Annotated in this window: 11 protein-coding genes; 3 read left to right on the top strand and 8 right to left on the bottom strand. The window is 40.7% G+C overall.

What is annotated here, in order from left to right:
- Window positions 1-120 precede the first annotated feature (120 nt).
- A complete protein-coding gene (locus HX021_RS03030) occupies window positions 121-1,455 on the top strand; it encodes a GH1 family beta-glucosidase (protein ID WP_286588264.1) in 1,335 nt (444 codons plus the stop codon).
- A 188-nt stretch (window positions 1,456-1,643) separates the two neighbouring features.
- Window positions 1,644-2,684: a threonine aldolase family protein gene (locus HX021_RS03025; RefSeq protein WP_286588262.1), complete on the top strand. Its 1,041-nt coding sequence runs from the start codon at window positions 1,644-1,646 to the stop codon at window positions 2,682-2,684.
- 79 nt (window positions 2,685-2,763) lie between these two features.
- On the opposite strand, the gene HX021_RS03020 is transcribed toward HX021_RS03025, so the two are convergent.
- The 7 genes from HX021_RS03020 to HX021_RS02990 form a co-directional block, all read right to left on the bottom strand.
- Entirely contained in the window at window positions 2,764-3,480 is a 717-nt protein-coding gene (locus HX021_RS03020; RefSeq protein WP_286588261.1) for an MIP family channel protein, read from the bottom strand.
- 118 nt (window positions 3,481-3,598) lie between these two features.
- On the bottom strand, window positions 3,599-5,809 hold the full coding sequence (locus HX021_RS03015; RefSeq protein ID WP_286588260.1) for a glycoside hydrolase family 20 protein: 2,211 nt from the start codon (window positions 5,807-5,809) through the stop codon (window positions 3,599-3,601).
- Between the two features lies 1 nt (window position 5,810).
- Window positions 5,811-7,340 (bottom strand): YaiO family outer membrane beta-barrel protein, encoded by a 1,530-nt coding sequence (locus HX021_RS03010; RefSeq protein WP_286588258.1) that lies wholly within the window; start codon window positions 7,338-7,340, stop codon window positions 5,811-5,813.
- A gap of 4 nt (window positions 7,341-7,344) precedes the next feature.
- Complete coding sequence (locus tag HX021_RS03005) at window positions 7,345-8,781, bottom strand: glycosyltransferase family 2 protein (RefSeq protein ID WP_286588257.1); 1,437 nt, start codon at window positions 8,779-8,781, stop codon at window positions 7,345-7,347.
- Between the two features lie 33 nt (window positions 8,782-8,814).
- Window positions 8,815-9,921, bottom strand: a complete 1,107-nt coding sequence (locus tag HX021_RS03000; RefSeq protein ID WP_286588256.1) for a HEAT repeat domain-containing protein — start codon at window positions 9,919-9,921, stop codon at window positions 8,815-8,817.
- A gap of 22 nt (window positions 9,922-9,943) precedes the next feature.
- Complete coding sequence (locus HX021_RS02995) at window positions 9,944-10,324, bottom strand: response regulator (protein WP_286588255.1); 381 nt, start codon at window positions 10,322-10,324, stop codon at window positions 9,944-9,946.
- A gap of 166 nt (window positions 10,325-10,490) precedes the next feature.
- A complete protein-coding gene (locus HX021_RS02990; protein ID WP_286588253.1) occupies window positions 10,491-11,573 on the bottom strand; it encodes an NAD(P)H-dependent flavin oxidoreductase in 1,083 nt (360 codons plus the stop codon).
- A 136-nt stretch (window positions 11,574-11,709) separates the two neighbouring features.
- On the opposite strand from HX021_RS02990, the gene HX021_RS02985 reads away from it, so the two are divergent.
- Window positions 11,710-12,633, top strand: a complete 924-nt coding sequence (locus tag HX021_RS02985; RefSeq protein WP_286588252.1) for an EamA family transporter — start codon at window positions 11,710-11,712, stop codon at window positions 12,631-12,633.
- 10 nt (window positions 12,634-12,643) lie between these two features.
- On the opposite strand, the gene HX021_RS02980 is transcribed toward HX021_RS02985, so the two are convergent.
- Window positions 12,644-12,982, bottom strand: a complete 339-nt coding sequence (locus tag HX021_RS02980; protein ID WP_286588251.1) for a winged helix-turn-helix transcriptional regulator — start codon at window positions 12,980-12,982, stop codon at window positions 12,644-12,646.
- Between the last annotated feature and the right edge of the window lie 97 nt (window positions 12,983-13,079).

Raw genomic sequence — 13,079 nt, 5'->3', positions numbered from 1 at the left:
GAGGGTTATATTCAGAATCTTTTTAGGCCGGTTCAGTTCATTCTATTCACCGCTTAGATTCCATAAAACTTAATTATTATAAAAATCGGTTTTTCACCACCGATCATTATATTTCGATCAATGCATTTAACCAAAGATGCCTTTGGCAAAGATTTCATCTGGGGCGTGTCTACTGCTGCTTATCAAATCGAAGGGGCACATAATCAACATGGCAAAGGCCCATCTATTTGGGATATTTTTGTACAAAAAAAGAATCGCATTTTTAAAAATCAGCATGGCAACGATGCCTGTGATTTCTACAATCGCTATGTACAGGATTTATACCTGATGAAAGGGATGAATATCCCTAATTATAGATTTTCATTATCGTGGAGCCGTATATTACCACAGGGTATTGGACCTTCTAATCCACAGGGAATCGATTTCTACAATCGCCTTATTGACCTTTCACTTGAGCTGGATATTATTCCATGGATAACACTATATCATTGGGATCTTCCCCATGCCCTGGAGAAAAAAGGGGGTTGGGTGAATCGTGATGTCAAGGAATGGTTCGGTGAATTCGTTGAACGATGCATTCGCAGTTATGGTGATCGCGTGAAGCATTGGATGGTGCTCAATGAGCCAACAGTATTTACGGCTGCTGGTTATTTTTTTGGGGTACATGCCCCAGAAAGAAAAGGCCTGGGCAACTTTTTGGCTGCAGCCCATCATGCTGCACTCGCACAGGCACATGGAGCTAGGACGATCAAATCTTTACTTCCAGATAGCCAGGTGGGGACAACCTTTTCATGCTCACATGTGGAACCATTTACAACAAAAGAAAGAGATATCCTCGCGGCAAAAAAAGCAGATGTATTACTGAATAGACTATTCATTGAACCCTTGTTAGGCATGGGATACCCCACGCAGGAAATCAAAATTCTCAATAGAATTGAAAAATACATCAAGTGCAATGATGAAAATGATTTAAAATGTGATATGGATTTTATTGGGCTTCAAAATTATACACGTGAAATGATACGGTATGCCATGTTTGTGCCCTACCTTCAGGCAAAAATCGTTACAGCCAAAGAGCGTAATGTTGACATGACAGACATGAACTGGGAAGTATATCCGGCTTCTATCTATCATGTATTAAAGAAATTTAGTACCTACACCAATCTACCTCCGATCATCATCACTGAAAATGGCGCTGCTTTTCCAGATCAGATCCTGCATGGTCAAGTAGATGACCCCAAAAGAGTATCTTACCTACAAGACGCTATAAAGCAAGTATATAGAGCAAAACAAGAAGGAGTAAATATAAAGGGTTACTTCGTATGGACATTTTTGGACAATTTTGAATGGGCTGAAGGCTATCGGCCGCGATTTGGGTTAGTGTATGTCGATTTTCAAAATCAGCAGCGCATCATTAAATCTTCCGGGCACTGGTATGCAGATTTCTTAAAGTAATAACCGTATTAGGGCCAATCCTGTCCATATACCTCAACGTTTCTGGGTATAACTTACTTGAATGTTCAGCAGGAACATATATATCAGCAAATTAAATCTTATTTTTTATCCAAAGACAAAAAAATAAGATGGTATGCGTACATTTAACGTCATATAAGCTATAGATGGATAAATCCTCCACAACGATTATGTATAACTTCAAAAACGATTATTCAGAAGGGGCACATCCCCGTATTCTAGACAAGCTCATCGAAACAAATTTCGAACAGCAGCCGGGCTATGGTGATGATGAATATGCCCAGCAAGCTAAAACGCTATTAAAAGAAAGATTAGGTGCCCCCAATGCAGTCATCCACTTTATATCAGGTGGTACACAAACTAATTTACTGGTTATTTCATTCCTATTACGTGTACATGAGGCTGTAATAAGTGCAAAGACTGGGCATATATATGCCAATGAAACCGGGGCTATTGAATCAACGGGCCATAAAGTTATCGCTGTGGAAACAATAAATGGAAAATTAAGCCCCAATGATGTGATTGCGGTCTTACATGAATATGCCCTGGCCCCTCATGTGGTAAAACCCCGAATGGTTTATATTTCGAACTCCACGGAAATTGGTACCATTTATACACTTGATGAACTAAGAAAGTTATATCAATGCTGTCAGTCCTATAATTTATTACTTTACCTGGACGGGGCACGATTAGGCCATGCACTTACTGCCTATAATAGTGACCTAACGCTTGAAGATATTGCCAAATATACTGACGTCTTTTACATCGGTGGTACCAAAAATGGAGCCCTATTGGGTGAAGCTGTGGTCTTCAGTCAATCTGACCTAGCCATGGATTTTGAGTATGCCATTAAACAAAAAGGGGCTATGTTGGCCAAGGGCCGCATACTTTCCATTCAATTTTTGGAACTTTTTAAAGATGATCTCTATTTCGAGCTGGCCAGAAAAGCCAATAAGTTGGCGATGCTTATCACAAAAACTATTCAGGAAAAAGGGTATTCCTTTCTAACGGAGTCTACCACAAATCAGATTTTCCCAATTCTTCCCAAGAAGGTCATTGATCAACTGAGCAAAAACTATCAATTTTATATATGGAAAAATATCGATACGAATCATGATGCAATCCGTATAATTACATCCTGGGCAACGGAAGAAAACAAAGTCAATGCGTTTATTAATGACCTGAAGCATGCGACTGTGTCACAACCATAATAGGAGCTAATGCTATTCTATAAAGTAAAGAAGGCGAAGATGTTAATCTTCGCCTTCTTTACTTTATAGATAAATCAATTTATTCTTTAGGTTCCAAAGCTCTCCATACGCCAGCGGCAACTGCAGCTCCAACAATTGGTGCAACAATAAACAACCACAGTTGTGATAAAGCCTGCCCACCGGCAAGGATTGCTGGCCCGAATGAACGTGCCGGATTAACAGACGTTCCGGTAACAGGTATCGCAACCAAGTGGATCAACAGTAATGTAAACCCAATAGCCAATCCCGCCATTGTTCCATTTCCTACTTTAGAAGTTGTCGCCAATATGACGAAAAGGAAGATGAAAGTCAAGACGGCTTCGATCATGAAAGCAGAGGCCGTACCATATTCATTTTGATAACCTTTTCCCCATCCATTCGCTCCATAAGCCCATTCCCCTGCGGAGAAACCTGCCAACTGTCCATTTAAAATCTGTTGCAGTACAAATGCTCCTAAAAGTGCACCGATAAACTGGGCAATAATATAAATCACTGCATCTTTTACAGACATTCTTCCGGCCAATAACACGCCTATGGTCACCGCAGGATTAATATGGCAGCCCGAAATTCCTCCGATAGCGTAAGCAAATACAACGACAGAAAGGCCAAAGGCTACCGCAATTCCCAGTAGGCCTAAACCTGAAAGCCCCCCCATCGTATTGGCTCCGGCAATAGCGGCTGCTCCACAACCAAAAAGTACTAAACCAAATGTTCCAATTAGTTCAGCAACAAACTTTGAAGATGTTTTAATTTCCATATGAATCTGTTTATAATTTAGTTAACTCTAATTTAACTATTTTCTATATAATATTATAGTGATATATAAATTATTGTAGCACAATATCCACAGCATGAAATAACACGGATAGTTGACATTATTCTATCCAGATTTCATCACAGGCAATCATGGGTTTCCTGCTCGGATGATGACGCCAAACGGGTAACTTACTCAGTGGTTTGGCATATACGCGAACAATTTTTACATGGCCCGCTATTTGGGCACTGAATTTAACTTTTTGAACAGTATAATCCTCATCTACGGTCTCCGTTCGATCTGATAATACTTCCTGAAAAGAGCGCCCATCCATCGAAACAGCAATACGTACTTCCTCTGGAGCGAAGATCCAGTGTCTCGCATCCTGAAGGAAATTAACAGTAATGGAATCCATTTGCTGCCCATCTTTAAAATTAAGTTCAATATCCATGGGATCCCCATTCCACAATAACCAATTATAACTGTAATCCAGGTAACCGGGTACACTATCGGTCAATGTTCGAACCCCATTTGCGGGAAATGAGGTATCAAAGGGATATTTCAGCGTTACCAAGGCATTAGCAGCCTTATTAATCCGGAAGCCTGTATTAAAAATATCTTCCCATTCCTGCGCATATTTATCTGGTGATGGCCCACCTTCAGCAAGTTCTGTTAGCCCTATTTTTTTTACATCTGTAATGAATTTGTTTACCTTATGCTTGACTTTGGGCCTCGTGATCCATTGACCGTCCTTTTCTTCAAATATCCCATGCTGGCGCGGTCCATAAAATCGGGCCTGTTGTAAATAAGCATAGTCCAGTCCTAGCCCTATCCGTCTAATCCGTTTTTCCAATCGCTGGTCTCCTTCGATCGCTGCCTCAGCTTTCTCCAACAATCTGCTATATTCGTCCATCGCCTTAGGACTCAGAAAATCTGCCCTGTTATCAATTGGATTGCCATAAATGGATAAGGCCGAAGATGCATTAAATAAATGATTTCTACGGGCAACCAGATAAGCTTTAACGAAGGGCCCGGCTTGACCATAATATCCGTTGACAAATTCGTCAATCAAGTCTTCCTCCGAAAGATCAGTATCCCAAACTAAATGGGCCAGAATATAAGCATTAAGTTCGGCCATATCACTATAAGCTGTTCCTCCACCCTGTAGAAAAACTCCTTCAACACCTTGCGACTGTAGATAATAAAGATTCTTCTGCATCGTGCCCTGAATAGGAAAAGGAGCAAGATAGTTGGTAAACTGTGTTAAGTAATCCCAAACAAATATATGCTTTGCCTTAGCTTTCCAATCACGCAGCTGTCTTCTGAATATTGCCGCAGAATTTTCCTTTTGGATATCATCATTTCTAAAAGCATCTATATTACTTAATATCACGGTAACATTGTCTGCGACATGAAGGTGAGATGGGGCATTGGCAGTCTGCACATAAGCTAAAGTTGTAAATTGCTTATCCGGAAATCTTGCAGCAACCTGATTGACAAAATGGATCAACGATCCTTGGGGTCCGCCTTCCCGTTTATCGATGGCTTGACACCGATCACAGGTACAATGGCCTATATCATCATTAGGAGCAATGGACCAGTAGGCTGCCGCTGGATTTTCAAGCATCTGTTCCTTAAAATATGCCACAGTGAGTTCAAACACGGCTTCATTGGAGAGACAAAGTTGAATAGGCTGACGTGTACCATTATAGAGCGCATAGTATTCAGGATGCTCTTTAAAGTAAATAGCAGGAGGTATAATTTTATTAAAGGTATGGCCCCATGCGCCCCACTTCTCTTCCAGATTGTGCAAACCATACCAATCCATATATTCCTGATCCAGCTCTACCGGAAAATACAATTCCCGGAACTGAAAACTTGGTTTGGCAAAAATAGATAAGTCAGCATCAACAGCTAATGAAGTTAATTTGGGAACAAAGGTATCTTCCTTTCCGGTAAACCATTTGCGGGCACCAATAATTGTTCTAACATAACGATATGCACCGTAAAGTACCCCTTTCCCGCTCCCCTGTATATACAAATGACCAGATCTAAAGGCGATCGAATAACTATCCGCTGGATAAGTCTGGTCGATTGGAAGCTGCTTCAGAATGATGGATGGTTTTGACATATTGCCGCTCCCAAACACAAATATGGCACCTGTACACTGTTCGGTAAAATCATTTATTATCTGTGCGGCCTTCAGCAAAACAGGATCATTCTGGTCAAATTGCAGGACAAAATTGCTTTTACCTTTTTCCACTAACGTTATCCGTTCACGACCATGCGCCATCGTTGCCATAAGCAGGAAAACTAACGTATACTTCCACATATTAAAAATATTTCCTCAAGGAGAGATTCAGATCGTATTGATTCATAAACCTCTGCTCCGTGACTTTGTAATAACTCCATCCCCCCATCAGTGTAAAACCCCAGCTTTCGATACGGTGTTGCCAGCCCGCATTAATTGACCGTGACAAGAAACCGAAGCGGTTGTTTAGAAACTGGTATCGTGACGGATCATCGGGTGATGTTCCTATATTGCCAATGAGGGTGACATAAGAATTTGACTTTTCACTATTGTAATAGTGCCGGACAGCAAGCGAATAAGCCTGGTTCCAACGTTGCTCATCCCGTAATAAAAATCCTCGCAGATAGATAAACGTTGCCCCAAAATAACGGCCACCAGATCCCACCAAGCCATAATTACTCGTATGATCAGCTGAACGGACATAGCGTCCACCAAGATCGAAGAGCCAAGCTCCAGCCTCGCGATACAGGCTATACGCTGCACGCCAGGTTGGAAATACGGTTCCATCAGCCCAGGCAAACTGATGGTATCCATATACTTTTGAACTATAATTCAGCCAGGCCTCCGCACCTACCTGATACCCTTTTTCACCACGTCTATTACCATAATTGAACTGTCCAATCAGCATATCTTTTTCACCTATTTTCTGCCCATACTCCAAACCAGAGATAAAAAAATGACCATTTGGTTTATCCTGCGAACTTTGCATGTGATTGAGTCCAACGTAAAAGTTCGTAGGCAGATTCTCTCGGTAGACTTTAGCCAGATGCTGATACTTGGCATTCCCCGGTGAATTTTGCCTGAGCTCCTCCATATAGGTTAGTGCCGCTGGATAATCTTTGTTTGCAACAGCTATATTTGCCAACTGTTCAATAATAAATGGATTACGATCACCTTTATTCAGCAATATTTCATAATCTGCTTTTGCTTTTGCGTATTCTTTGCCATGCATATAAGCACTTGATCGAAGATATAGATAGCGCATGTCTTGTGCATCAGCTAGCCTTAAACTATCAGAATATGTCAATGCTTCCTCAACCTTCCCCTGTGCAATGGATTTTTTACCAGCTAAGTACCAATTATCCATGCGAAGGTCATCAGCACGACGCAAATTTCTAATTTCATACTGCTGATATAAACTTACCATCGAAGTATCTTGCGGAAAACGTTTGTGTACAAGTTGCCACAGATGATCAGCTTTGGCATAATTGCCCTCGGTTTCGTAAAGCATGGCTAAGGCAACATAACTGTCTTTATAGTTGATATCATTTGCTATTACATCCTCAAAATATGGGATAGCCCAATCAGCACGCCCCATTTTTTGGTAACTGGCACCCAGAAAATATTTAAAATCTGTATATTTTGGATACTTCGACAGTACTGTACGGCTCAACATAATGGATTCCTCCAAATGTCCTTCTTTTAAATAAGTTGCTGCTTTGGGTACCAGACTGTCAACATCATATTTTTTATTTTGCCAGATCACCTGTGCATTGACAACAGGGGGCCGTAGGATCAGGCAAAATAGTATTATAATCAATAACTTGTTCATTTTTTTACTTCTTAGTGCCATCAGATGGCAATGGCGACAATGTTCCTTTACGTTTCATCTCCCCCCAGGCATGCTTCTTGCCAAAGAGCTCCTGAACATATCCTTTTATTGAACTGTATACAATAATTGGGTGATATAGAAAGGGCTCGATAAAGGCTGTTAAACATAAGCGTACAATATCCTGTCTCCGCTTATAATATTTATAGACATAATTGTCCAAGAGGATCGAAAAACTCGTCAAAAAAATGGAAAACATATATACAAACACCAACAATAGAATGGCCATTTGCCAATTGATACCATTGGTCAGAATAAGATAGACGTAAAAGAAAATTCCTAAAATTTCCATGATAGGTGCCAAGAATTCGAAAATAGCATTATAAGGGAACACAATCAGTCCAAATCTTTTGTATTTGGGATTCAGAAATGCTTTCCGGTGTGAGCGGATAATCTGCATCAGCCCACGGGCCCAACGGATGCGCTGGCGGGTCAACATCTTCAGACTATCAGGCCCCTCCGTCCAGCATAAGGTCTGCGGGATATATTTGACCTCATACTTTTCATCATTTTCACACATAGTCATACACATTCGGGTCACCATCTCCATATCCTCTCCAAGAGACTGCGAATCATATCCGCCGGCGGCTATAAGAATCTCCTTATCAAATAATCCCAATCCGCCAGAAACATTGGGAATGCAATTCAGATAGTTCCATCCCATTTTACCAAGCAGGTAGGATCTGATGTATTCCATCTCCTGAAAACGTGCGAGTATGGGTTTTGGCAGTGCTGCCTCAACTAACATCCCAGAATCCACATAACTGGAATTGGACATGCGCAAAGTTGCCCCGACGGCAATAACACGCTCTTTAGCGTCTAAGACTGCCTCCATTAAATGGACCAAGGTGTCGTTAGCAAGTACACAATCTACGTCTGTATTCAAAATGTAAGGGAAAGAAGCCACGTTGATTCCCGCATTGACGGCATCGGCTTTACTTCCGCCATTTACTTTGTCTACAATAGTCAGCCGCTTATGCGAGATGTCTCTCGATTTATAGATGGCCTTGATCTCCTTACAAGGAACCATATAGTCCACCAAAAAGTCAACCTCCACAAGGTCAAACTCCTGAATAAGCTTCTGTAATGTATCGTCTTTACTCCCATCATTAACGATGACCACCTCGTACCGGGGGTAAAATAAAGTCATCAATGAGCGCACATTGTTAACAATAGTGACAGATTCATTATAGGCTGGGGCTACAATACTCACACCAGGCGCTATTTCAGATTCTAACAGTGTTTGTATCCGCCTGGAATTTCGTTTTCGGAGATTTTTCTTAATTGAGATCGATGACATCCGAAACAGCATCATGTAAACAATCAAGAGTAAAAGACAATAAAGTCCAAAAATAAACTCTATCGAAAATATAAAATGCTTCATATAAAATACCTTTTGATAAACGAGCCTTGCTGATTAAAAATAATGGACCATTGGATGATTGATATAACGTATCAGTTTATCATCATCGCTTTCAACCTCGTTGTCAAGCTTTCTTAAGCATGATGTACTATAGGGTTTTTGAGCAATTAAGGAACGGTATGCATGTTTTCTAAGGACCAATACCGAATTTTTATCCTTGAATATTGTTTCCAATAAATCAATAGATTTTCCTTGGCCAAGGCGACCAATGGCTTTAATGATTTCAATCTTCAGGTTAAGATCTTGTTCTTTATGAAATAAACACTGCAGCTGATCTTCACTTGCCCGGGCCAAAAGCTTGCCCAATGCATTAATAGCTTTTTGTACGGTTCGCAATTCTTTGCGCGCCATGATCAGTTTCCAGAGCTCTTCCTCATCCAGCTGTTGATAATATACCATGAGATCCATATAGAGACTATTGACTGCACATGTCTTGGAATCATCCAGCCATTGGGAGAATCGATAGGCTCCAACATAGTCCGTTAATACTATGGACTGATAGATATCGAGTGCATCCAGCTCGCTAATCCCATATATTCCAGCAAAAATGCGGTCAAAGGCCTGCTCACCCTCCACTTGCACCAAATATTTATAAGCTGCTACACGAATTTCAACCCTTGGGCTACCTAATAACTGCTTCAAAATATCATCTTGAATGTTTACTTGCATCAAGGCCAGATCAGATAACGACCTGACTGTGGCCAAAACATGCTTAGCTGAATGTCTAATTTCATATTGAGCTTCTTTATCAAAGCCCATTTCATTGAACAGGTTACGCATGCTCCTCCCCTTTTCCCCGCCGATTGTAAAGATAAATTCATGCAATATCTGCCGTACAACTTTCCGTACAATCCGTTTATCTAAATCGAGAGATAACTTCTCTATCGGGAAATGATTGAATGTATTTGCTATCAGCACATGCTCATAGATAAAGTCACGTAAGACCGGATAAATTCTGGTATAATGTGACCTATATCTATAATCCCGGTAATAAAATATGCAGATGCCAATGAGGCAAGCTGTCCAAAACATAAAACTAAGGACTAGTGCGATCCAAACGATCATTGGCCAGCCATCCCCTTCAAAGAAAGACCGAATCATGTGAACTGTATATTCAATTTTACTAAACATGGCCAATCCTCAAACGAACGCGTGAAACAAGCTCTGATGGTGATATAGGCTTTTTGATATAATCATTTGCACCAACCTCAAATCCTTCCACAATACTGTTATCATCCCGATATCCAGAGATAATAATGACAGGTACTTGATTATTCCTATTTCCTTTTCGTATGCGATCAATAATTTCATAGCCATTGGCAAATGGCAGTGCCAAGTCTGTGATTACAAGATCAATTGTCTCATCAGAGACCAAGGAAAGTGCTTCCTTGCCAGATTTGGCAAGCAATAGATCGTAGCCTTCTCTGGCAAGAACAAATTGCATTGTGTTTAATAGAATCTCATTATCTTCGATAATGAGAATTCTCTTTTTTCCGTCCCCCATTGTATCAGTTATTTATAAGTTTTTCATAGCTGCAACAAAGGTTTGAAAAAAAACAAAAACTCCCTGTAGAACAACAACTACAAGGAGTTTTTTAGTTATTTAAACGGCTTTTTTGGTGAAATATTTAATCTAAATGACAATACTTTGACACTATGAAACCTTAATTTTATCGTTCATGGTAAGTATTGTCGAATATATCGACTTTTTCAACCAGATCCCGAATGATCTCTCTAGTAGAACAATCACGGTAGGAATGGATAGATTGCCCGGTCCAGATACTCACAAAGTCTACATTATTATCTATTTTGGCAGCTTTTCTTAATAGATTGGTCAATTTATTTTGATAAGGGTAAGGTAAAATACAGCCTGATGTATCCATTGTTTCAATAAAAATGTTTTTGATACCTCTAGCATATCGTCCAGAGAAACTTCTGGTCAGGACAACATCTGATTCCTTAACCTGCATTAAACGTTGTTTTTCAAAGTCCAGCAGTGCACTTTCTGTTGACCTAAGCAACAGACTACCGATCTGGAATCCTTCCGCCCCCAGTTGCTTGGCTGCCAATAAAGTAGTTGCATTGTATATTCCACCTGCATACACCAAAGGTAATTTCACCCGATCACGTACTTGCGCCAATAAAGAAAGCCCCCCGATCTGAGGAATGTCCAGGGCACTAAAACTACCGCGGTGTCCACCGGCTTCCCATCCCTGGACACATATAATATCAATACCCGAATGTTCTAAAATCAGAGCCTCTTCGGTACAGGTACAGGTCCCGATGAGAATTGTGCCAGCAGCCTTCAGGCGACTTATACTTTCAGGATCTAAATTCCCAAAGGTAAAACTAACAATTTTGCACTGGTTCTCCAGAATAGCATCAACCTGTTCTCGATAATCAGTTAGCTTAATATCTTCGAATTCAGGCAGATCAACAGCTATATCATGCTGGTGGGCCAGTTTCTCCACGGCTGATTTTGCTTTTGCATATTGACCCCGTAAGGCATCTGAGACCTCCGGTATACTGTTCACAAAAATATTAACGGCAAAAGGTCCTTTGACAAGCTTTTTTGTCCTTTGGATCGCTGCTCTACATGCTGCTCCAGATAGATCTCCTAATGCCAGTGAACCTAGCGCCTCAGCTTCTGCGGCAGCGGCAACCATCTCAGGGGTAGTAACACCAAACATGGGAGCTTGGATAATGGGATATTTAACACCTAGCATTTGTGTGACTTGAGTTGACCAGTTCATGCAGCTATAATTTTAAATTCAAAAATGAAATAAAGTTGATGTCAACTAATTTACTGCTTTTATCATGTATTATCCAATAATAACCCTCTTTTATTATATTTACGCATCCAATCCAATCCACAAGAGGGACATAATTATGAACAAGGTGAACAATCATGAGATTTTAAAAGGCTTTTTGCTAGCTGTCATTGCAGCGGTACTTTGGGGTGTTTCAGGAACCTTTGGCCAATTCCTTTTTCATAAACGGGGAGTTAATGTCGAATGGCTTATTACAATACGGATGTTAGTGACAGGAATAATTCTGCTAACCCTTGCCGGAATAAATAGTCGTCCCGATCTTTGGCGAATATGGAGGAACCACAAAGATCGGGTCGATATATTGCTGTTTAGTATACTGGGGGTCCTGGCCGTTCAGTATTCTTATTTTGCTGCAATTAATTATTCCAACGCGGCAACAGCAACGGTTCTACAATATACCGGTCCGGTAATGATTGCCATTTATATTGCGTTGAAACGCAAAAAATTTCCTAACGGACTAACATGCCTTGCTATATTATTAGCCGTGTTAGGAACATTCTTATTGGTCACCCATGGAAATATAGGCACACTTTCCATATCAGGTATCGCACTATTTTTTGGACTCATGTCTGCTGTCACGCTTGCCTTTTACACACTACAGCCGGTTCGCTTGTTGAATAAATATCCTGCCAGTACCGTCATTGGTTGGGGTATGCTATTTGGTGGGATCACATTTTGTTTTGTAAAAGCTCCCTGGGATGTTGCTGGAACCTGGGATATTTACACTTATACTTACACTTGCTTCATCGTGATCTTTGGCACTTTAATCCCATTCTATGCCTATCTTACAGCTGTAAAATTAATTGGTGGTCAAAAGACAAGTCTTTTGGCTTCTGCCGAACCATTATCAGCAGCACTGCTCGCTGTCTTATGGCTCGATACACCCTTTACGTTCACTGATTGGATAGGTACCACCTGCATCATAATAACAATTATTCTGCTTGGAATTCCTTCGCATAAATCAACCAGCAGCCATTCATAAGAACTGTTAATCACTCCCGTTCATTTTTATAACTTAACCACCATGCATCCAGCATGTCGATGACGGGGAGTAGGGTCTTACCCAACTCACTCAGTTTATATTCCACACGTGGTGGTGATTCTGCATACATCTGCCTGCATAGAATACCGTCCCGCTCAAGCTCACGCAACTGTACCGTCAGCGTGGTCTGTGCCATATCTTCCATCGCTCGCTTCAATTCCCCGAACCGCTTCGGGCATTCTTTAGCAATAGCTTTGATCAGCAGGACCTTCCATTTACCACCAATGATCTTAAAAATACCATTGACATCACAGCAGCTTCCAAATTTTTCATATTTTTTTTCTTCCATAATCATCTCATACTGACCATTAGTTCATAAAACCATACCAAGTACATAAAATATAACTACTTGATCGTGCAAAAAATCCCCCCTACTTTTAGCCTAA

The organism is Sphingobacterium sp. N143 (assembly GCF_030325625.1).
In the GTDB taxonomy this organism is placed as follows: domain Bacteria; phylum Bacteroidota; class Bacteroidia; order Sphingobacteriales; family Sphingobacteriaceae; genus Sphingobacterium.
This window is presented reverse-complemented; position numbering and strand designations above follow the sequence as displayed.